This window comes from Streptomyces sp. NPDC092296 (genome assembly GCF_044755465.1).
GTDB lineage: Bacteria > Actinomycetota > Actinomycetes > Streptomycetales > Streptomycetaceae > Peterkaempfera.
The window spans coordinates 163371-183214 of the sequence record NZ_JBIVRB010000005.1; the positions used below are offsets into that span (position 1 = coordinate 163371).

At 74.2% G+C, this 19844-nt stretch carries 21 protein-coding genes; 4 read left to right on the plus strand and 17 right to left on the minus strand.

Annotation, left to right across the window (positions count from 1 at the left end):
• Nucleotides 1–13: 13 nt before the first annotated feature.
• The 7 genes from ACIQGZ_RS15705 to ACIQGZ_RS15735 form a co-directional block, all read right to left on the minus strand.
• Entirely contained in the window at nucleotides 14–400 is a 387-nt protein-coding gene (locus ACIQGZ_RS15705; RefSeq protein ID WP_402602193.1) for a hypothetical protein, read from the minus strand.
• A 61-nt stretch (nucleotides 401–461) separates the two neighbouring features.
• Nucleotides 462–899 carry an SRPBCC family protein gene (locus ACIQGZ_RS15710; RefSeq protein WP_402602194.1) on the minus strand — a complete coding sequence of 146 codons (438 nt, stop codon included), beginning with the start codon at nucleotides 897–899 and terminating at the stop codon, nucleotides 462–464.
• Nucleotides 900–993: 94 nt separating this feature from the next.
• Entirely contained in the window at nucleotides 994–1401 is a 408-nt protein-coding gene (locus ACIQGZ_RS15715) for a DUF3618 domain-containing protein (RefSeq protein ID WP_402602195.1), read from the minus strand.
• On the minus strand, nucleotides 1377–1817 hold the full coding sequence (locus ACIQGZ_RS15720; protein ID WP_402602196.1) for a phage holin family protein: 441 nt from the start codon (nucleotides 1815–1817) through the stop codon (nucleotides 1377–1379). Before ACIQGZ_RS15720 ends, ACIQGZ_RS15715 begins: the two co-directional genes overlap by 25 nt.
• 124 nt (nucleotides 1818–1941) lie before the next feature.
• Nucleotides 1942–2949, minus strand: coding sequence for a rod shape-determining protein (locus ACIQGZ_RS15725; RefSeq protein WP_402602198.1), 1008 nt, complete (start codon nucleotides 2947–2949; stop codon nucleotides 1942–1944).
• 296 nt (nucleotides 2950–3245) lie between these two features.
• Complete coding sequence (gene trxA / locus ACIQGZ_RS15730; protein ID WP_402602199.1) at nucleotides 3246–3629, minus strand: thioredoxin; 384 nt, start codon at nucleotides 3627–3629, stop codon at nucleotides 3246–3248.
• A gap of 331 nt (nucleotides 3630–3960) precedes the next feature.
• Entirely contained in the window at nucleotides 3961–4794 is an 834-nt protein-coding gene (locus ACIQGZ_RS15735; RefSeq protein ID WP_402602200.1) for a VOC family protein, read from the minus strand.
• Between the two features lie 161 nt (nucleotides 4795–4955).
• Between ACIQGZ_RS15735 and ACIQGZ_RS15740 the strand changes: the two genes are divergently transcribed.
• The gene (locus ACIQGZ_RS15740; protein ID WP_402602201.1) at nucleotides 4956–5765 is read left to right on the plus strand and encodes a rhomboid family intramembrane serine protease; all 810 of its coding nucleotides are present in this window, start codon (nucleotides 4956–4958) and stop codon (nucleotides 5763–5765) included.
• Here ACIQGZ_RS15740 and ACIQGZ_RS15745 read toward each other — a convergent pair whose 3' ends face one another.
• From ACIQGZ_RS15745 to ACIQGZ_RS15770, 6 genes are all read right to left on the minus strand, one after another.
• Nucleotides 5766–7061 carry a cytochrome P450 gene (locus tag ACIQGZ_RS15745; protein ID WP_402602202.1) on the minus strand — a complete coding sequence of 432 codons (1296 nt, stop codon included), beginning with the start codon at nucleotides 7059–7061 and terminating at the stop codon, nucleotides 5766–5768. It abuts the gene before it with no gap.
• Nucleotides 7058–7624, minus strand: coding sequence for a GTP-binding protein (locus ACIQGZ_RS15750; protein ID WP_402602381.1), 567 nt, complete (start codon nucleotides 7622–7624; stop codon nucleotides 7058–7060). Before ACIQGZ_RS15750 ends, ACIQGZ_RS15745 begins: the two co-directional genes overlap by 4 nt.
• Nucleotides 7625–7697: 73 nt before the next feature.
• Entirely contained in the window at nucleotides 7698–8051 is a 354-nt protein-coding gene (locus tag ACIQGZ_RS15755) for a DUF742 domain-containing protein (RefSeq protein ID WP_402602203.1), read from the minus strand.
• The gene (locus ACIQGZ_RS15760; RefSeq protein ID WP_402602204.1) at nucleotides 8048–8479 is read right to left on the minus strand and encodes a roadblock/LC7 domain-containing protein; all 432 of its coding nucleotides are present in this window, start codon (nucleotides 8477–8479) and stop codon (nucleotides 8048–8050) included. The genes ACIQGZ_RS15755 and ACIQGZ_RS15760 overlap by 4 nt, the downstream gene beginning before the upstream one ends.
• Entirely contained in the window at nucleotides 8476–9891 is a 1416-nt protein-coding gene (locus ACIQGZ_RS15765) for an ATP-binding protein (RefSeq protein ID WP_402602205.1), read from the minus strand. The genes ACIQGZ_RS15760 and ACIQGZ_RS15765 overlap by 4 nt, the downstream gene beginning before the upstream one ends.
• Before the next feature lie 86 nt (nucleotides 9892–9977).
• Nucleotides 9978–11009 carry an MBL fold metallo-hydrolase gene (locus ACIQGZ_RS15770; protein ID WP_402602206.1) on the minus strand — a complete coding sequence of 344 codons (1032 nt, stop codon included), beginning with the start codon at nucleotides 11007–11009 and terminating at the stop codon, nucleotides 9978–9980.
• A 290-nt stretch (nucleotides 11010–11299) separates the two neighbouring features.
• On the opposite strand from ACIQGZ_RS15770, the gene ACIQGZ_RS15775 reads away from it, so the two are divergent.
• From ACIQGZ_RS15775 to ACIQGZ_RS15785, 3 genes are all read left to right on the plus strand, one after another.
• Nucleotides 11300–11881 (plus strand): (2Fe-2S)-binding protein, encoded by a 582-nt coding sequence (locus ACIQGZ_RS15775; RefSeq protein ID WP_402602207.1) that lies wholly within the window; start codon nucleotides 11300–11302, stop codon nucleotides 11879–11881.
• Nucleotides 11878–12864, plus strand: coding sequence for an FAD binding domain-containing protein (locus ACIQGZ_RS15780; protein ID WP_402602208.1), 987 nt, complete (start codon nucleotides 11878–11880; stop codon nucleotides 12862–12864). Before ACIQGZ_RS15775 ends, ACIQGZ_RS15780 begins: the two co-directional genes overlap by 4 nt.
• Before the next feature lie 189 nt (nucleotides 12865–13053).
• Nucleotides 13054–15162, plus strand: coding sequence for a xanthine dehydrogenase family protein molybdopterin-binding subunit (locus ACIQGZ_RS15785; protein ID WP_402602209.1), 2109 nt, complete (start codon nucleotides 13054–13056; stop codon nucleotides 15160–15162).
• Nucleotides 15163–15174: 12 nt separating this feature from the next.
• Here ACIQGZ_RS15785 and ACIQGZ_RS15790 read toward each other — a convergent pair whose 3' ends face one another.
• The 4 genes from ACIQGZ_RS15790 to ACIQGZ_RS15805 all read right to left on the minus strand — a co-directional run bounded on the left by ACIQGZ_RS15790 (nucleotide 15175) and on the right by ACIQGZ_RS15805 (nucleotide 19667).
• Nucleotides 15175–15996: an SAM-dependent methyltransferase gene (locus tag ACIQGZ_RS15790; RefSeq protein ID WP_402602210.1), complete on the minus strand. Its 822-nt coding sequence runs from the start codon at nucleotides 15994–15996 to the stop codon at nucleotides 15175–15177.
• Nucleotides 15997–16131: 135 nt separating this feature from the next.
• Nucleotides 16132–18348, minus strand: coding sequence for a putative bifunctional diguanylate cyclase/phosphodiesterase (locus tag ACIQGZ_RS15795; RefSeq protein ID WP_402602211.1), 2217 nt, complete (start codon nucleotides 18346–18348; stop codon nucleotides 16132–16134).
• Nucleotides 18345–19145, minus strand: a complete 801-nt coding sequence (locus ACIQGZ_RS15800) for an SAM-dependent methyltransferase (protein WP_402602213.1) — start codon at nucleotides 19143–19145, stop codon at nucleotides 18345–18347. The genes ACIQGZ_RS15795 and ACIQGZ_RS15800 overlap by 4 nt, the downstream gene beginning before the upstream one ends.
• Before the next feature lie 252 nt (nucleotides 19146–19397).
• Nucleotides 19398–19667, minus strand: a complete 270-nt coding sequence (locus ACIQGZ_RS15805) for a hypothetical protein (protein WP_402602214.1) — start codon at nucleotides 19665–19667, stop codon at nucleotides 19398–19400.
• Nucleotides 19668–19844: the final 177 nt, after the last annotated feature.

The following is a 19844-nucleotide window of genomic DNA, read 5'->3' on the forward strand; positions in this document are numbered from 1 at the left end:
CGCCGGCGCCACGTCAACGGATGGTCTGGAGCAGTTTGCCGGTGGTGGTGACCGTCCAGAACGACCAGCCGTTGCGATTTGGGTTGATACCGGGGTTGTGCGCCTGGAGTACGGCGGCTGCGGCTCCGCTGGGGGATTTGTACCAGCCTTGCGCCGGACCGGAGGTGATCGTCAGGCTCCGGGTCGCCGGATCGTATTGCCCGTCCGCTCGCTGGCCCTCGTAGACCGCGTGCACCTTGACACCTGCCGCCTCTTCGATGTTGCCGGTATGGGCGGATTCTAGAAAGCTCTTGACGAGCCGGCTGACCATCTCGCCCTCGGAAATCCCCGCCCCGGCGGCGAGAAGTCGTACCTGCTCCTTGGTGGAGCCAGATACCACGATCCGGGTTTCCGCACTCATAGTGCTGACAGTAGCAAATCCAGGCCCCAGCTCCAAGCGGCCGGACGGCCGGGCGCCCAGGTCAGGGGGCGGCTTCGACGACCTTGGCGAGGCGGGTGAGCATGCGGCGGTGGCGGAGTTGGATCAGGATCTCCACCGGGGCCATGTGGAGGTGGGAACCCGGGCCGCGCAGCGGGTGTTCGTCGACGATCACCAGGGTCTCGGCGTTGCCCCAGGGCATGAGCTGGATGGCGATCCGGGCGGTGCCCAGCGGGCCGGCCACCGCTTCGAGTTCCAGCCGGTGGGGCGGCTCGCAGACCCGTACCACCGTGCGGTTGCGCAGCCGGGCGGGTCCGAGCCGTACACAGTAGTGGATCTCCGAACCGACCTCCGGCCAGTGCGAGTCCGCCTCGCGGGTCTCGGCGGTGCCGACCACCCACTTCGCGTACTGGCTGCCGTCGGCCAGCACGGACCAGACCGTCTGCGGCGTCCGTCTCACGAGTCCATGTCGTACTGCCATCAGTCCCGCGTACCCAGCGCTCCGCGCGGCTCGCCGGACGGTTCGACGACTTTTGGACAGCGGTATGGCCCCCGACTCGCGGGGGCCATACCGCTCAGCCGCGCTGCGGGCGGCGCCGCCGGGCCGGCGAGGGCCGCGGCCGGGCGCGCAGCAGCAGGGCTCCAGCCGCCAGCCCGGTACCGGCGACCAGCAGGCCGGTGGTGACCGAGGCGCGGCGCAGCCGGCTGTGCTGCGGTACGACCTGCCCGGTGCCCGGCAGCGGCTGGACCGCCGCCCGGTGACGGCGGGGATGCACCACCGACCCCCTGACGCCGTCCGCCGCGCCGTGGACCCGGCCGGTGAACGACGCCCGCAGGCCGCGCAGCCGCCGCTTGGTGTCCCGGGCACGGCGGTGCGCCATGCTGCCGGGCGAGACCCGGTCGGCCAGCCGGTCGACCGTCAGGGTCAGGTGGTGGCGGGTCACCTCGATCTCCCGCCTCAGCTCCTCGGGTGTCGTGCCCACTGCGCGTCCTCCTTCAGCGTCTCCACGGTCTGCTCCGGTTTGGGATGTACGGTGTGCAGCTTCCGCCGCCCGCCGAGGAACAGCACCCCCGCGACCAGCGCCCAGAAACCGGCGACCACGAGCGCGGCCCAGGCGAGGCCGATGACATGGGCCAGGCCGAACACCCCGGCGAGGCTGCCGAACAGCACCAGCAGGTGCCCGGCGTACCCGGCGCCGCCGAGCATGCCGGCCCCCTTGCCGGCTTTGCCCGCCTCCTCCTTGAGCTCCATCCGGGCCAGTGCGATCTCCTGGTGGACCAGGAGCGACAGGTCCCTGCCTAGTTCGCCGACCAGTTCGCCCACCGAGGCGCGGTCGGGATCGAGGACCGCCATCCGCCGGTCCGTGATCGGTTCGTCGTACACCTGGGCTCCGCTCATCGCTCAGCCTCCTTCGCCGTCCGCCGTCTGCGGGCCCCCTGCGGCCTCGGGTTTCCCCGTAGGGCCCGGACAAACCCGATCAGGACCGGGCAAACAACGTGGGGAGCGGACAGACCGCCTTCGCTCAGCGGGTGGGCGCGGATTCCAGCAGATTGCGCAGCGAGGGGTCCTCGGCGCACCGCCCGGCGCCCCGCACCGCCGCCGTCCCGGGGTCCTGCGCGATGTGCACCGGTGTGCCGGTCGCCTGCTGGAGCAGCCGGTCCAGACCGTGCAGCCGGGAACCGTCGCCGGTCAGGGTCAGCCCGCGCATCAGGATGTCCTGGGACAGCTCGGGCGGGCAGTGGTCCAGCACGGCGGTCAGCGCCCACACGATGCGGTCCAGCGGGTCCCGCAGCGCCGCGCGGATCTCGGCGCCCTCCAGCAGCAGGGTGCGCGGCAGCCCGCTGTACGAGCACCTGCCCCGCACCGACAGCCGTCGGCCGGCCGTCTCGGCGGCGGCCAGGTCCCGCTTGAGCCGCTCCGCCGTGTGTCGGCCCACGTCCAACTGGTACTGCCTGCGCAGGTGCTGGAGGATCGCCTCGTCCAGCGCGTCCCCCGAGACGGGCACCGACCGGGCGGCGACCACGCCGCCCAGGCAGAGCACCGCGATCTCGGTCGTCCCCGCGCCCACGTCCACGATCAGCGTGCCGGTCGCCTCCTGCACCGGCAGGCCCGCGCCGACCGCCGCCGCCACCGGCTTGGGGATCAGCTTCACCCGGGTGACGCCCACCACCCGGCAGGTGTCCAGCACGGCCCGGCGGCCGACCCCCGAGGTGTCCGAGGGCGCGCAGACCACCGCCTGGGTACGGGCGGGGATGCGGTGCCCGGCGACCAGCAGCAGATGTTGCAGCATCCGGCCGGTGACCTCGAAGTCGTCGATGTTCCCGGCCCGCAGCGGCCGGATCACCTTCACATGGGCCGGGGTGCGGCCCGCCATCCGGCCGGCCTCCGCGCCGATCGCCAGGATGCGGCCGGTGGTGACGTTGACGGCCACGGCCGACGGCTCGTTGACCACCACGCCGGCGTGCGCGTTGTAGATCCGGGTCGCGGCGGTTCCGAGGTCGAGTGCTATGTCGCGCGTCAGCAGGCCCACGGTCGTCCTCCGGGAGGGGGATGTCGGGGCGGGTCCGCGGCGGCGCCGGCGGGCTTCTCGGGCCCCGGGCGCGGAGCGGGTTCGGCTGCTCGACGCCTGTACGACCCATGCTCGCCGGGCCGGGGCGAACCGCAATTCGTACCGGCCGGGGCGCACCGGGCGGCGTGGCGGCGGGCGGGCGCCGACCTGCGGGGGCGTCCGTGCTCCGGCCCGGGGCGGGGTTGGGCCGGGAGGGTGAGGGCGGGTGCGGTACGGGTGGCGGGGACCCCGCCACGGTGGCGGGGTCCCCGCTGGGGTCAGCTCTGCCGGTCGCCCTGGGCCTCGGCGGCGGCGCGGGCGCGGACCTCGTCCATGTCCAGGGCGCGCACCTGGGACAGCAGGTCCTCCAGGGTGGGCTGGGGGAGGGCGCCGGGCTGGGAGAAGACCAGGATGCCGTCGCGGAAGACCATCAGGGTCGGGATGGAGCGGATCTCCAGCGCCGACGACAGCTCGGGCTGGTCCTCCGTGTTGACCTTGGCGAAGAGCACGTCGGGGTTCTTCTCGGCCACGCGGTCGTACACCGGGGCGAAGGAGCGGCACGGGCCGCACCAGGAGGCCCAGAAGTCCACCAGGCGGATGCCGTCGCTCTGCACGGTCGTGATGAAGTCGTCCTTGGTCAGCTCGATCGTCGAAGTCGCCATCGCGCGGGCTCCTCGCAGCGGGAGGTTCGCGGCCGCCGGGGTGGTGGCCGCCGTATCCGGCCCAACCGGTGGTCGGGGGGCGGTATTCCGGCTTGGGGCCGGGTGGGTGGGATGTTTGCGGGGCGGTTGCGGGGGCGGGGGTGGTGGTTTGTACGTTTACGGGGGTGGTGGGGCTGGTGGTTTGTACGTTCACGGGGGTGGTGGGTTGTTCGCGCAGTTCCTCGCGCCCCTGGGTGGGTGGGGGGTTGGGGTTGGGGGGTTCGCTGGGGTGGGTGGGGGGTTGGTGGCGCAGTTCCTCGCGCCCCTGGGTGGGGGGCGCGTAGTTCTCGGCTCAGCTCAGGGGGGTGGTGCGGGGGGCGGAGTCGGGGTCGTCGGGGGAGCGCAGGTCGGCGATGCGGAACAGGCCGCCCTCGCCGTCGCGCAGCGCCGCCACCCTGCCGTACGGGGTGTCAGCGGGCGGCACCGCCACCTCGCCGCCGAGCCCGACCGTGCGCCGGGCGGCGTCGTCCACGTCCGGCACCGCGAAGAAGACGTCCCAGCGGGTCCGGATGCGCGGGTCGGGCGCGGCCTCCACGGCGCCGCCGCACAGACCGGCCACCGGGTGCCCGTCGACCCGCAACACCACCCGGTCGTGCTCCCAGGCCACATCGCCCCGGTCGTCCGGGTCCGAACCCCAGCCGAACACCTCGCCGTAGAAGACCGCCGCCGCGAACGCGTCCCGGGTCTGCAACTCGATCCAGGCCGGAACCCCCCGTGAGCGCCGCATCCGCCAACCGGGTGTCTTCTCGCCCTGCCAGATGCCGAACGCGGCACCCGCCGGGTCCGCCGCCAGCGCCGCCCGGCCGTCCTGGAAGCCCAGCGGCCCGACGGCGACCGTGCCGCCCGACTCGCGGACCGCCTGCGCCGCCGCGTCGGCGTCCAGCGCGGCGAAGAAGACCGTCCAGGCGACCGGGAACCCCAGGCTCTGCGCCATCGACCCGATCCCGGCCACCGTCCAGCCGCCGGCCATCGCCTCCACATAGGGCCCCAGCCGGTCCGAGCGGGCGGAGCGGAACTCCCAGCCCAGCAGGCCGCCGTAGAAGTGCTGGGCCATCTCCAGGTCGCGCGCCATCAGGCTGACCCAGCACGGGGTGCCGGCCAGCGCCCGCCATGTGCGCTCCGCCATCGCCGCCCTTCCTTTCCTGCCGCCGAGTCCTGCCCGCCGACTCTCCTGCCCGCCGACTCCTGCCGCCGTCCTCCTGTCGATGGTCACAGCTCGCGGGACGGGGCGCGCGGCGGCGACCGGCCGCCGGTTCACCCGGCCCCGCGCCGGGCAGGGGAGCCGACGTGGTCATTCCCGTGCACGACAGCAACCCGGTGCGCCGCACGCCGTGGGTCACCTATGCGCTGATCGCCGCCAACCTGGTGGTCTTCCTGCTGACCCCGAGCGTGGTCACCGCGCCGGGCGGCACCTCGCTCGCCCAGCTGTGCCACCTCCAGGCGTTCACCGAGCGGTGGGGAGCCGTCCCCCGGGAGCTGATCCACGACCGGCTGCCCGCGCTGGTCCCCACCGGCGGCGCGGCGATCGGCCCGGGTGGCCCCGGCTGCCTGCTGGGCCCGCCGGACTACCGCAAGTCGCCGCCGCTCTCGGTGCTCACCGCGATGTTCGTGCACGGCAGCTGGCTGCACCTGCTGGGCAACATGCTGTTCCTCTGGATCTTCGGCAACAACATCGAGGACCGGCTCGGCCGGGTCCGCTATCTGCTCTTCTACCTGTTCTGCGGATATGTGGCCGGCTATGGCTTCGCCCTGCTCGACACCGACTCCACCGCCCCGCTGATCGGTGCCTCCGGGGCCATCGCCGGGGTGCTCGGCGCGTATCTGGTGCTCTACCCCCGGGTCGGCGTCTGGAGCCTGGTGCCGTTCCTGTTCTTCATCCCGCTGCGGCTGCCCGCCTGGGTGGTGCTCGGGCTCTGGTTCGTGCTCCAGGCGTTCTACTCGGCGGGTTACGGCGTGTCCGGTGCCGGTACGGTCGCGTACGCGGCCCATGTGGTGGGCTTCGCCGTCGGCGCGCTGCTCGCGCTGCCGCTGCGGGCCGGTACCGTACAGCCGCCGCAGCCCCCGCGCCCGCCGCCCCGGCAGTGGCGCGGCTGGTGATCAGCCCGCCGGGAGGTAGACCGGGCCGGTGTCGGCCTCCTCGTCGTCGGGGGTGCGGACCGGCAGCGGCGAGAAGCGGACCGGCAGATGGGCGAGTGCGCGGTGGAACGGGCCGGGCCGCCAGACCAGCTCCGGTTCCGGGACGGCCAGCTCCAGATCGCACAGCTGGCTGGTCAGCTGCTCGATGGCGGTGATCGCGATCAGCAGCGCCGGCTGACGGGCCGGACAGGCGTGCGGACCGGCGGCCCAGGCCAGATGGGCGCCGTCGCCGGACCGCACCACGGTGTCCGACCGGTCGGGGGCGACCTGGGTGTTGGCGGCGGCGTACGAGACCAGTACCAGCTGGCCGGCGGGCAGCCGGACGCCGTGCAACTCGGTGTCGAAGCGCGGGTAGTGGGCGGAGAAGTTGGCCAGCGGCGGATCGCGCCACAGCACGTCGTCGATGGCCTCGCGGGCGGTCATCGCGCCGCCGAACAGCGAGCCCGCGTACCGGTCGTCGGTGAGCATCCGCAGCAGGGCGTTGCCGATCAGGTTGGTGGTCGGCTCATGGCCCGCGCTCATGGTGAGGGTGAGCTGCCGGACGACCTCGCCGTCGTCCAGCTCCGCGTGGTGCCCCAGGAACCAGGAGATCAGGTCGCGGCTGGGCCGGGCACGCCGGTCGGCGACCAGCCGGGAGACCACCGTGACGAAGTCCGCGTACGCGGCGGCCGCCTGCGCGGTGGACTCCATCATCCCGGCCATCCCCGCCACCAGCCGGTCGCTGTCCGCGTCGGGCACGCCGAACCAGGCGTTCATCACATGCAGCGGCAGCTGGCGGGCGTACTGCTGGATCAGGTCGGCCGTCCCGGCGGTGGCGAACCGCTGGATCAGCTCGCCCGCCACCTGCGCCACCTGCTCCTGGAGCAGATGCGGCTCGATCAGCGCGAAGCTGTCGGTGATGGCCTGCCGGTAGCGGGCGTGCTGCTCCCCGTCGCTGAACAGCGCGGTGGGGCGCCAACCGAGCATCGGCAGCACCGGGGAGTCGGCGGGCAGGCCCTGCTGCCAGCTCCGGGGGTCCTTGCTGAACGTCTGGGTGTCGCGCAGCACCTCCAGCGCCGCCTGGTAGTCGGTGACCAGCAGCGCGGGCACTCCCGGCGCGATCTCCACGGCCGCCAGCGGGCCGCGCTCGCGCAGCAGCGCGTAGTGGCCGTGCGGATCGGCGGCGAAGGCCGGTCCGAACAGCGCGACGGGCGCGGCGGGCGCGGCGGGCTCGGCGGACGCTGCGGGCTCGGCGGGCTCCGGCGGGGGCGTGGTCACGGCTGCTCCTGGGGGAGGTGGTGGAGGGCGTGCGCGGCCAGTGCGATCAGCGCGTCGACGCTGCTCTCCCGGTCGCGGGCGTCGCAGAGCACCAGCGGGGTGTCCGGGTGCAGGTCCAGATGGCGGCGGAGCACCTCGGCGGAGTGGGCGGGCGCGTCGGGGAAGGTGTTGACGGCGACCGCGTACGGCAACCCCTGCTCCTCCACCATGTCCATCACCTCGAAGGAGTCGGCCAGCCTGCGGGTGTCGGCCAGCACCAGGGCGCCCAGCGCACCGCGTGCGATGTCGTGCCAGAGCGGGAGGAACCGCTGCTGGCCGGGGGTGCCGAACAGGTAGAGCACCAGGTCGCCGGGGAGGGTGAGGCGGCCGAAGTCGACCGCCACGGTGGTGGTGGTCTTCCCGGGCAGTCCGGCGATGTCGTCCACCGGGGCGCCGGCCTCGGTCATCACCTCCTCGGTGTGCAGGGTGGGGATCTCGGACAGGGTGCGGATCAGGGTGGTCTTGCCGACGCCGAAGGGGCCGGCGACGACCAGCTTCACCAGGGTCCGGTCCGGATCGGGCAGGTACGCGGGGTGCGGGTGGTGCGGCTGGGGCTGGTTCTGCTGCGGGTGGCCGGGCCGGGGGTGGCCGGCCAGGTCAGCGCAGGGCGCGGAGTCCAACGAGGAGCCTCTCGACGAGCGTGCGGTCGATCTGCTGGGCGGGGGGTACGGGGGCGCGGGCCCGCAAGCGGCCCTCCTCGACGAGGTCGGCCGCGAGGAAGACGGTGGCGCTGACCGGCAGGCCGAGGTGGGCGGCGGCCTCCACGACGGTCAGTGCGCCCGGTTGCAGCAGCTCCCACAGCCGACGGTGCTCCGGTCGCAGCCCCCGGGGCGGGTCGGTGCCGTCGGCCTGGAGGACGGTGAGCCGGTCGAAGTCGGCGGCGGCGGGCCTGGCGCGGCCGGAGGTGGCCAGATAGGCCGGTACCAGCCGCCGCCCGCGACCCGCGCTCACGACCGGTCGGCGGCGTCCGGCTGCCGGGCGGCGCTGCCCATGGCTTTGGCCAGGGCTGCGACCTGGACCTGCATCTGATAGGCGATATTGCCCAACTGGGCCTCGGGGGAGGCGAACACCGCGAGCGAGGTGTTCTGCCCGGCCGGCACCACGATCGCGAACCCGTGCTCGGACTCCACCACCGTCTGCTGGAGCTTCGGCTGCTCGTCGTCGGTGAAGGCGACCGTGAAGGCGCGGGCGGCGGCGTGCACGGTGGCGGTCATGGCCGCGACGCGCTCGGCGGAGGCCCGGCTCAGACCGGCGGACGCGCCCTCGACCAGGCCGTCGCCGGTGGCGATGACCGCGTGCAGGGTGCCGGGCACCTCCAGCAGGGGCGTCAGCACCCAGGCGAGATCCTCGGTGGCGGGACGGCGGGGGGCGGCGCTCACTCGTCGGCTCCTTCAGTGTTCGCAGCGGGGACGTCCGCGGCAGGGATGTTCGCGGCAGGGATGTTCGCGGCAGGGATGTCCGCCGCGGGGACGTCCGCAGCGGGGGCGGCGTTCGAAACGGGGGCGGCAGCGGAGGCGGCTGCGGGGTCGGCCGCGGCCCGGCCGGACACGGTGCCGTGCTGGAGCGCGCCCCAGCGGGCACCGGCCTGCTCCGGGCTGCGGTCCGCCGGTGCCTCCGGTGTGGCGGCGGCCGGCTCGGGCTGCGGGCGGGGGCGGCGCCGGTGCCTGGTCGGCAGGCTTCCGGCGTCCTGGTCCGCCGCAGGGGCGTCGGCGGCGGGGGCGGACCGTACCGGCTGCGGGGCCAGCGCGGACAGCGGCTGCTCGGCGTCCAGTACGGTCAGCAGGCTGTCGGGGACGCGGACGATCGCCCGCATCCCCCCGTACGGTGACGGCTCGACGTGGCAGCCGAAGCCGTACTGGGCGGCGAGCCGGCCTATGACGGCGAACCCGGCCTGCGGCGGGTTGCCCAGCTCGGTCAGCATCACCCGCTGCGGGGCGGAGAGCAGCCGCCTGGCCCGCTGCAACTGGTCGTCGTCCATGCCGACCCCGGCGTCGTCGACCACCACCAGCGCGCTGCGGTTGCCCTGCTGGAGGGTGACCGGTACCTCGGTCTCCGGATGGGAGTAGGCGGTGGCGTTGGCCAGCAGCTCGGCCAGGGCGATGGCCAGCGGCTCGGCGGCGCGGGCCGCGACCGCCAGCCGGGGCTCCCGCAGATGGTTGGCGACCTTGATCCGGCCGTAGCCGGGCACCCGGGACTGGGCGCCGAGCAGCACCTCGGCCAGCGGCGAGTCGGCACGGGCCAGCCCCGGCCACGCCTCGCAGAGCACGGCGGTGGCCTGGGTGCGGCGCAGCGCCAGCTCATTGCGGAAGTCCAGCTCCAGCAGCCGGGGGTCGTCGTACTCGTGCTGGAGCTCCTGCAACCGGCTCTGGATCTGGTACAGCAGCGTCTGGATCTTGGAGGTGGCGCCGCGCATCGCGGACCGGGCCGCCGCGTCCACCCGGTCGCGCTCCTCGCCCACCACGGCGTCGCAGGCGTCCAGCACCGCCTTCAGGGCCCGCTCGGCCTCGCTGCCGCGCAGCCGGTGGTCGCGCGGGCCGGGCACCGGGGCGCCCGGGTGGGCCAGGGCCAGCGCGGCGGCCGGCACCCGCTCCTGGGCGAGGTGCGCGATCTCGGCCAGCAGCGCCCGCTCCCGGGCGTCGGCCTCCTCGATCCGCTCCATGGTGCGGGCCAGCCGGGCTTCCGACGACTCGGCCCGCCGCAGGGCGAGGTACCGGGCGCGTGCCAGGACGGCGGTGGCCGCCGCGCCGGCGGCGACACCGATCGCTGCAATCAGGGCCATCGCGGTCTGCATGGTCGAAGTCCTCGGGGGGAAGGCGGCCCGCCCGGCGCCCGGCGCGTCGTCCGTGCACGCGGCGGGCGGCGGGCGGCCGGGGGCGGTCAGGTCGGTGAGGGGGCGTCCGCACTGGCCGGGCGTCGCGGGGCGGGGAGGCCGGCCGGCTGCTCCAGCTCCTGGGCGAGCAGTGCGACCTGGGTGATCACTTCCAGTACGCCGGGCTGCTCGGCGGCGCCGTCCAGATGCCGGTACTCGGCGCCGAAGGTGACCACCAGCCGCTCGGGCAGGCCGAGTTCGGGGTGGCGGCGCTCGGCGATCACCCGGCGGGCGGCCTCCGGCGCGGGCACCCCGGCAGCGTGCAGGGCGTGCGCGCGCTCCCGGGTGTACTCCAGGTACCCGATGTGCTTCCGTACGCCCGCGCGGTCCAGCACCGGGCCGTGGCCGGGGACGATGATCTCCGCGCCGGTGTCCAGCACGCGCTCGCAGGCCGCGATGACGTTGGCCAGCGGCCCGGCCCAGTGCACCGGGTGGTCGCCGGGCTGCTGCCGGGTCGAGCTGAAGATCACGTCACCGGAGAAGACCGCCTTCTGGCGCGGCAGATGGACGATCAGGTCGCCGCCGGTGTGCGCGGGCGGCAGGCTGGACACCTCGACGGGGTGGTCGCCCACCCGCAGCTCCAGTTCGCCGCGGAGCAGGGTGGCGGGCCGCACCGGCGGGGTGTCCGACCAGTCGAACCGCCCGAAGTGCCGCTTGAGGTACCAGCCGAGCGGCGACCCGGGGTCGCTGTCGGCGACCAGCGCCTGCTGCTGCTCCGGGGTCGGCTCGAAGTGGATGTGCTCCAGCGCCTCATGAGTGGCGATCACCTCGGCGTCCGGCAGCACCCCCGCACCCCAGAAGTGGTCACCGTTGGCATGGGTGACCACCACCCGGTCGACCGACACGCCGTCAGGGAGCAGTCTGCGGCTGCCGGCCAGGAACTCGGCGGCCGACGACCGGTCGTACGGGGTGTCGATCCACAGCGCGGTGCGCGGCGAGACCAGCAGCCCGCAGTTGGCCAGACCCCAGCCCCGCTTGGGCGGCAGCCAGACGTGCAGATCATCGGCAAGGGCGCGCAGGCTCGCACGCGTGAACGTCATGGGCCCGATTATGCCGAGGGCGTGTTGGAGGCGTAACGGGAACCCGTCAAATGAGATCGGGCTGGGACCTGCCGCCCCGGTCGCCCGGCGGCTGCCGGACCGTCGGATACGCCGAACCGGTGACCGTACGCACCCGCCGCCCGCCGCCGGGTTTCACCCGGTTCCGCCCGGATACCCGCATGCCCCGACCCGGGAGGCGCACGGGCGGGACAAGACGGACGGAACACGACAGAACAAGGCCGACAGAAAAAGACAGACAGAAAAAGACAGACAGACGGACAAGGCGGACCATGGACGACGACCAGCGGAGCCACGGCACGGTGGAGTTCCGCGTCAACGGCGAGCCCCGGCGGCTGCGGCTGGACAACCGCACCACGCTGCTGGACGCGCTGCGCGAGCACCTCGACCTCGCCGGCGCCAAGAAGGGCTGCGACCACGGCCAGTGCGGCGCCTGCACCGTACTGCTGGACGGCCGCCGTACCAACAGCTGCCTGCTCCTCGCCGTCGCCCTGGACGGCTGCGAGATCACCACCGTGGAGGGGCTGGCCGACGGCGACCGGCTGCACCCGCTCCAGCAGGCGTTCCTGGAGCGGGACGGCTTCCAGTGCGGCTACTGCACCCCCGGCCAGCTCTGCTCCGCCGTCGGCGTGCTGGCCGAGGCGGCGGCCGGGGCGCCCAGCGCCGCCACGCCGCAGGGCGCGCCCCCGGGTCGGCCGGTGCCGCTGGACGCCACGGAGATCCGCGAGCGGATGAGCGGCAACCTCTGCCGCTGCGGCGCCTATCAGGGCATCGTCGAGGCGGTGTACGACGTGGCGCGGGCCGCACACGGCGCGGGTCAGCGGGAGCCGGCCCTGCACGGGGTGGCCCGATGAAGGCGTTCCGCTACCAGCGCGCCACCGACCCGGCCGCCGCCGTCGCCACCCTCGCCGCCGCACCCCGCGCCCGCTACCTGGCCGGCGGCACCAACCTGGTCGACCTGATGAAACTCGGCGTGGAGACCCCCGACCTGCTGGTGGACGTCAACCGGCTGCTCGACGCCCGGATCGAACCGGCCGCCGACGGCAGCCTGCGGATCGGCGCCGCCGCCCGCAACAGCGACCTGGCAGCGCACCCCCTCGTACGCCACCGCTGGCCGGCCCTCTCCCAGGCGCTGCTGGCGGGCGCCTCCGGGCAGCTGCGCAATGTCGCCACCGTCGGCGGCAACCTGCTCCAGCGCACCCGCTGCCCGTACTTCCAGGACACCGGCAAGCCCTGCAACAAGCGCCACCCCGGCAGCGGCTGCCCGGCGATCGAGGGCGCCCACCGCGACCTCGCGGTGCTGGGCGCCTCCGCGCACTGCATCGCCACCGACCCCTCCGACATGGCCGTCGCGCTGGCCGCGCTGGACGCCGAGGTCGTGGTGCTGGGTCCCCGTGGTGAACGGACCCTGCCCGTCACCGAGTTGCACCGGCTGCCCGGCGACCACCCCGAACGCGACACCGTCCTCGCCCACGGCGACCTGATCACCGCCGTCCGGCTGCCCGCGCTGCCGCTCGCCGCCCGCTCCGCCTACCGCAAGGCCCGCGACCGCGCGTCCTACGCCTTCGCGCTGGGCTCCGTCGCCGCCGCGCTGGAGGTGCGGGACGGCACCGTCCACGACGTCCGGCTCGCCTTCGGCGCGGTCGCCGCCCGCCCCTGGCGGGCGTGGACCGCCGAACGGCTGCTGCGCGGTGCCCCCGCCACCGAGGACTCCTACGCCCGCGCCGCCGCCGCCGAACTCTCGGCGGCCCGCCCACTGCGCGACAACGGCTACAAGCTCCCCCTCATCCGCAACCTGACCACCCGCCTCCTCACCGACCTCACCCCCGATCACTGACCCCCCCGCCCCGCCCAGGGGCGCGAGGAACTGCGCGCCCAGCCCCCCACCTCCGCAAAGCAGCCCCTCCCATCCCCAACTCCCCGCCCCGCCCAGGGGCGCGAGGAACTGCGCGCCCAGCCCCCCACCTCCGCAAAGCAACCCCCCACCCCCGCAAAGCAACCCCACCCCCACCCCCCGGAGCCCCCGATGAGCAGCCGCACCCCCACCGCCGTGCTGGGCACCCCCGCCACCCGGGCCGAGGGCGTCGACAAGGTCACCGGCGCCGCCCGGTACGCCGTGGAGCACACCGCCCCCGGCACCGCGTACGCCTGGCCGGTGCCCGCCGACATCGTCCGGGGCACCGTCACCGCCGTCCACACCGAAGCCGCCCTCGCCGAACCCGGCGCCCTCGCCGTCCTCACCCACCAGAACGCGCCCCGCCTCCGGCCCGGGGACGACCCCGGCCTCGCCGTCCTCCAGTCGCCGCAGGTCGTCCACCGGGGCCAGGTGGTGGCCCTTGCCGTGGCCGACACCCTGGAGGCGGCCAGGGCCTGCGCCGCCGCCGTCCACGTCGAGTACGCCCCCGAACCGCACGACGTGGCACTCACCCCCGACCACCCCCGGCTCTACACCCCCGAGGAGGTCAACGGCGGCTATCCCGCCGACCGGCTGCGCGGCGACTTCGACACCGCGTACCGCACCGCAGCCGTTCACGTGGACGCCGTCTACCGCACGCCGCCGCTGCACAACCACCCCCTGGAGCCGCACGCCTCCACCGCCGCCTGGGACGGCGACCGGCTGCTCACCCGCGACTCCAACCAGGGCTCCACCTCCGCCCGGGAGACCCTGGCCACGCTCTTCGGCCTGGACCCGGCCGATGTACTGGTGGTCTCCGAGCACGTCGGCGGCGGTTTCGGCTCCAAGGGCACCACCCGCCCCCAACTGGTGCTCGCCGCCATGGCCGCCAGGGTGGTGGCACGGCCGGTCAAGCTGGCCCTGCCCCGGCAGCTGATGCCGGCCCTCACCGGGCACCGGGCACCGACCGTGCAGCGGGTGCGGCTGGGTGCCGACCGCGACGGCCGGATCTCCGCGCTGGCCCAGGAGATCGCCACCCGCACCTCCACGGTCCAGGAGTTCGTGGAGCAGGCGGCGGTGCCGGCCCGGATGATGTACACCTCCCCGCACAGCCGTACCACCCACCGGGTGGTCGCGCTGGACGTCCCCACGCCGTCCTGGATGCGCGCCCCCGGCGAATGCCCCGGCATGTTCGCGCTGGAGTCGGCCATGGACGAACTCGCCACCGCCTGCGGCGTCGACCCGGTCGAACTGCGGCTGCGCAACGACCCGCCGACCGACCCCGACTCCGGCCGCCCCTTCAGCAGCCGGGGCCTGGCCGACTGCCTGCGCGAGGGCGCGCGCCGGTTCGGCTGGCAGCACCGCGACCCGCGCCCGGCCGTCCGCCGCGAGGGCCGGCTGCTGCTCGGCACCGGCGTCGCCTCCGCCACCTACCCGGTGCTGATGATGCCGTCCAGCGCCGAGGCCCGCGCCGAACCCGGCGGCGGCTTCACCGTCCGGATCAACGCCACCGACATCGGCACCGGCGCCCGTACGGTCCTGGCGCAGATCGCCGCCGACGCGCTCGGCGTGCCGCTGGACCGGGTCCGGCCGCTGATCGGCCGCAGCGACCTGCCCGATGCCTCCGTCGCCGGCGGCTCCTCCGGCACCGCCTCCTGGGGCTGGGCCGTCGACAAGGCGTGCCGCGAACTGCGCGGGAGGCTCGACCGGGAGTACGGCGGCACCGCCCCGGCCGGCGGGCTGACCGCCACCGCCGACAACGCCGAAGGCGTCACCGCCGGTCAGCAGTACGCCCGCCATGCCTTCGGCGCCCAGTTCGCCGAGGTCCAGGTGGACATCGACACCGGGGAGGCCCGGGTCCGCCGACTGCTCGGCGTCTTCGCGGCCGGCCGCATCCTCAACCCCCGGACTGCCCGCTCCCAGTTCCTCGGCGGGATGACCATGGGCCTGGGCATGGCGCTACTGGAGGGCAGCAGCACCGACCCGCGCTTCGGTGACCACGTCGAACGCGATCTGGCCCAGTACCACCTGGCCTGCTGCGCCGACGTCCCCGCCATCGAGGTCCACTGGATCGAGGAGCACGACCCCCACCTCAACCCGATGGGCTCCAAGGGCATCGGTGAGATCGGCATCGTCGGCACCGCCGCCGCCGTCACCAACGCCCTGCACCACGCCACCGGCCACCGCTTCCGCAGCCTCCCCGTGCACCCGGACGCCATCCTCACCGCCCTGACCGGCTGACCGCCCTCGCGGTCAGGGCTTGCGGGCCAGACCGGCGACGATGAGCTGCTCCCAGAGGGTGGGTTCGGGGCCGGAAGCGCCGATCCGGGTCAGGCCGGGGGCGGGGTCCGGGCGCCAGGTGAGGCAGGTCGATATGCCGGGGTCCAGGATCTCCAACTCCCCGAAGAGGGCCCGGATCTCGTCGTCGGTGCGCCAGCGACCCCGGCCGAAGGTGTCCTGGAGCATGCCCTCCGCCTCGACGGTCTCGGGGTTGTCGCCGGACCGGAAGTGCGAGATGAAGAAATGGCTGCCGGAGGGAACCTGGTCGTACCAGTAGCGGACGATGGACGCCGGGTCCTCGTCGTCGTTCACATGGTGCAGGATGGCCGACAGGATGACACCGACCGGCTGCTCGAAGTCGATCAGGTCCACGGTGTCCGGATGGTGCCGGACCCGCTCGGGCTCCCGGACATCGGCCTTGATGACGCAGGTGTACTCGTTCTCCTCCAGCAGGGCGCGGCCGTGGGCGAGCACGATGGGGTCGTTGTCCACATAGACCACGCGGGAGCCGGGCGCGTGCCGCTGGGCGACCTGGTGGACGTTGTCGGCGGTGGGCAGCCCGCTGCCCATGTCGATGAACTGCCGTATCCCGGTGCTGAGCGCGATGTCCCGCACCGCGCGCACCAGCGCCGCGCGGTTGCTGTACGCGATGGCCACCGAACCGGGCAGGTCGACCATGAAGTGGTCCCCGATCACCCGGTCCGCCGCGAAGTTGTCCTTGCCACCGAGCAGGTAGTCGTACACCCGGGCGATGCTCGGTCTGCTCTGGTCCACGTCCGACGTACTGTCAGTCATGCCAACCATCCTGTCGCGCACTGCTGTTGTGTCGGTCACATCGTAGAAGAGGACCGATCACCGCGAGAGGTTCCGTGCACTTCCGCACCATCGGCCCGGGGAGCACCACCGGATCACCGACGACCTGCGCTCCCGTCAGCAGGGCTCGTCTCGGCACGGCTCGTCTCGGCGGGGCTCGTCTCGGCACGGCTCGTCGGCGGGGGCGCTGACCAGGGCGAGGAAGGTCTCGGCGGGGCCGGGGCGGCCGTAGAGCCAGCCCTGGGCGGTGTCGCAGCCCAGGGCGCGCAGCCGGTGGGCCTGCTCGGCGGTCTCGACGCCCTCGGCGGTGACGGCCAGGTCGAGGGCGCGGGCCAGCGAGACCAGGGCGGTGAGGATCTTCTCCGCCGTCGGGTCCGGCCGGTCGGGGCCGGCCAGGTCGCCGGTGAGGGAGCGGTCGATCTTCAGGCTGTGGACCGGCAGCCGGTGCAGATGGGAGAAGTTGGAGTAGCCGGTCCCGAAGTCGTCCAGCGCGATGGTGACCCCGAGGTCGGTCAGCCGGCGCAGCGCGTGCAGCGCCTCGTCGTCGGCGCCGATCAGCGCGTTCTCGGTGATCTCCAGGCAGAGCGTCTGCGGGTCGAGCTCCGCCTCCTTGAGGATGCGCAGCACATCGTGCACCAGCTCGGGGGAGCGGGCCTGACGCGGCGCCAGGTTCACATTGATCCGCAGCGGGGTGTCGGGCAGCAGCCGCTGCCAGTCGTGCGCCTGCCGGCAGGCGGTCTCCAGCACCCAGCGGCCGAGCGGCACGATCAGCCCGGTCTGCTCGGCGAGCGGTACGAAGGCGTCGGGCCCCAGCGTGCCGTGCTGCGGATGCCGCCAGCGCACCAGCGCCTCGGCGCCGACCACCGTGCCGTCGCCCAGCGAGACCAGCGGCTGGTACTCCAGGAAGAACTCGCCGCGCTCCAGCGCGGTCGGCAGATGGGTGGAGAGGGTGGAGCGGGCGATCTCCCGGGCGTGGCTGTCGGCGTCGTACACCGCCCAGCGCCCCGCCCCCTCGGCCTTGGCACGCAGCAGGGCGATGTCGGCGGCCTGCACCACCTCGGCCGGTTCCATGGCGTCGGCCGCGCAGGCCAGCACGCCGACGCTGACGGTCAGCGAGAGCGGCCGCCCGCCGACCTCCACCGGGGCGGCCAGCGAGGCGATCAGCCGCTGGGCGAGGTCCACCATCTCCTCCTCGCCCGCCGGGTCGGTGACCAGCACGGTGAACTCGTCGCTGCCCATCCGCGCGATGGTCCGGCCCGGGTCGTCCACACAGCGCCCGAAGCGCTCCGCGACGGCGGCGAGCAGCTGGTCGCCGGCGTGGTGGCCCAGGCTGTCGTTGACCGCCTTGAAGCCGTCCAGGTCGAGGTAGCACATGCCGACCGACCCGACCGGGGAGCCGGGGGCCAGCGCCCGGCAGAGCCGTTCCAGCAGCAGGGTGCGGTTGGGCAGCCCGGTGAGCGGGTCGTGGGTGGCCTGGTGGTGCAGCCGATCGTGCAGCATCCGGCGCTCGGTGATGTCCTCCATCATCGCGACCTGGTACTGGGGGCGGCCCGCGTCGTCGCGGATCAGCGAGACCGTCAGATCGGTCCAGAGCACCGAGCCGTCCTGCCGGAAGTACGGCTTCTCCGCGCGGAAGTGGTCGCGGATGCCGAGCACCGAGTCCTGGTACAGCTCCCAGGTGCCGTCGGCGTCGTCCGGGTGCACGAAGTCATGGACGTTGAGGTGGCACAGGTCCTCGGCGCTGGCCGCCATCATCCGCGCCAGCGCGCCGTTGACGTCCACGATGCGCCCCTGGAGGTCCGCGAAGCCGATGCCGATCACCGCGTCGCGGAACAGCGCCTGGAAGCGGGCCTCGCTGGCGCGCAGCGCCTGCTCGGCGCGGACCTGGGCGGTGAGCGCGGCCCGGGAGATGGCTTCCTGCTCGCCCAGCGCCCGTTCCCGCAGCTCCCGGGCGTACCCGGCGGCGAAGTGGTGCTGAAGCCGGGTCAGCCGGCTGCGGGCGGTGCCGGGCTCGCCGGTCAGGTCGGCGGGCAGGTAGAGCAGCAGATAGGACTCGATGACGTCCAGGCTCTGCGCGAGCGCCTGTGGGTTGGTGCAGTGCGCCTGGACCAGCGCGGCGCCGATCTCGCGGGCCGGCCAGGGCTGGAACGGGCGGCCCGCCAGCAGGGAGTGCAGGCGGGCCGCCAGCGGTTCCAGATACGCCTGGAGTTCGGTGCGGCTGAGCGAGGTGGTGCTCACCGGGTAGACGGCGCGGCACCAGACGGCGGCGAACCGCTCCAGGGCGTCATGGGGACCCTGCGGCGAGGCAGGGTCCCCATGGGCGGTGGTGGTCACGGCCTGCGTCCCACTCCCACATAGCCGCTGAACCGGGACGGGTCGCCGGCGGCGGCCTGGGCGTTGTCGCCCCACTCGGCGATCAGGACCACGCCCGGGTCGGGCTCGAAGCCCTCGAAGAACCGTTCCACCTGCTGCTTGGTCCGCATCGCGAACGGTGTGCCGAGCCGCTCGTACAGCTTCTCGATCCGGGTCGCCTCGTCCGGCCGGGTGTCCTGGCTGGCGTGCGAGAGCACCAGTACGCTGCCCGGGGCCAGCGCGTCGCGCAGCTGCGCCACCAGCCCGTACGGATCGGCGCTCTCCTCCACGAAGTGCAGCACCGCGACCAGCAGCAGGGCCACCGGCCGGTCCAGGTCGAGCAGGCCGCCGGCCGCCACCCGGGCCAGCAGCTCCTTGGGGCGCAGCAGGTCGGCCTCGACCACGGCGGCCTGCGGTACGTCGGCCAGCAGGGCCTGGCTGTGGGCGACGGCGACCGGGTCGTGGTCGACGTAGACCACCCGGGCGTCGGGGGTGGCCTCCAGGGCGACCTCGTGCACATTGCCGAAGGTGGGTATGCCGGAGCCGATGTCCAGGAACTGGGTGACCCCGGCGGCGGCCGCCTGCCGTACGGCGTCCCGGATGAAGGCCCGGTTGGCCTGCATGATCTTGGGAAGGTCGGGCATGATCTCGACCGCTCGACGCCCGGCCTCGCGGTCGACCTCGAAGTTGTGCGAACCGCCCAGGAAGTAGTCGTAGATGCGGGCCGCACTGGCCCTCTCCAGGTCGATCCCCTGCGGTGCCCACGTTGGACGGTCCACGGACGCCCCCTCCGGCTGGTCGGTGCCCGGAAGCGCTCTCGCCTCCGCTGCGGACCGCACGCTACCTCCGAACACCGCTGCGATACCGCCACAACCGGAATCCCGACCGCGAATTGGCGTGAACACAGCCCTCCACGCCGTTGACGGTGACCCGGATGACCCGTCAGCGGTCGGTCGGTGAGCGGTCAGCGGGGATGTCGGTGCCTGACGGGCACCCGGCGCGAGGGCGGCTGGGGGGCGGCTCGGGGCGGTTCAGCGGGTGGCGCGGGCGGAGTCTGCGGCGCCGCCGGACCAGGCCACCCACCCAGGGACCGGCCCGGCGGCACCGCTGTCGGCCGTACCCGGATCGTGCGCCGTCGGCACGGCCGCGACCTCGGGCGGCCGGGTCGCGGCCACCCGTCCGAATACGGCCCCGGCCGCGTCGGCGTCGGCCCCACCCAGGCCCGCGCCGTCGGCCGAGTCCCTGGCCGGCCCGGTCCGGCCCGCCGCTGCGCGCGGCCGGATCAGCGGCGGCGCGTCCACCGCGGCGGCCACCCCCGTGGGGCGCCGCAGGTGGGACGTGCCGCACGGGCCGGTCGGCGCATGACACGACCGAGACCGCGACCGAGTCCGCTGCCGTGCAGGGGCGTGGTCGGGCCTGTCGAGGTCTGCGCCCACGTCCCGTCCCCCTGTCCCGGTCCCGGTGCGAGCCGTACGCAC

Bases quoted from the DNA above. Each gene is read 5' to 3' on its own strand.
- ACIQGZ_RS15705 (WP_402602193.1), bottom strand. From the start codon at position 400: ATGAGTGCGGAAACCCGGATCGTGGTATCTGGCTCCACCAAGGAGCAG.
- ACIQGZ_RS15785 (WP_402602209.1), top strand. From the start codon at position 13,054: ATGAGCAGCCGCACCCCCACCGCCGTGCTGGGCACCCCCGCCACCCGG.
- ACIQGZ_RS15765 (WP_402602205.1), bottom strand. From the start codon at position 9,891: ATGCAGACCGCGATGGCCCTGATTGCAGCGATCGGTGTCGCCGCCGGC.
- ACIQGZ_RS15710 (WP_402602194.1), bottom strand. From the start codon at position 899: ATGGCAGTACGACATGGACTCGTGAGACGGACGCCGCAGACGGTCTGG.
- ACIQGZ_RS15775 (WP_402602207.1), top strand. From the start codon at position 11,300: ATGGACGACGACCAGCGGAGCCACGGCACGGTGGAGTTCCGCGTCAAC.
- ACIQGZ_RS15720 (WP_402602196.1), bottom strand. From the start codon at position 1,817: ATGAGCGGAGCCCAGGTGTACGACGAACCGATCACGGACCGGCGGATG.
- ACIQGZ_RS15770 (WP_402602206.1), bottom strand. From the start codon at position 11,009: ATGACGTTCACGCGTGCGAGCCTGCGCGCCCTTGCCGATGATCTGCAC.
- ACIQGZ_RS15780 (WP_402602208.1), top strand. From the start codon at position 11,878: ATGAAGGCGTTCCGCTACCAGCGCGCCACCGACCCGGCCGCCGCCGTC.
- ACIQGZ_RS15790 (WP_402602210.1), bottom strand. From the start codon at position 15,996: ATGACTGACAGTACGTCGGACGTGGACCAGAGCAGACCGAGCATCGCC.
- trxA (WP_402602199.1), bottom strand. From the start codon at position 3,629: ATGGCGACTTCGACGATCGAGCTGACCAAGGACGACTTCATCACGACC.
- ACIQGZ_RS15735 (WP_402602200.1), bottom strand. From the start codon at position 4,794: ATGGCGGAGCGCACATGGCGGGCGCTGGCCGGCACCCCGTGCTGGGTC.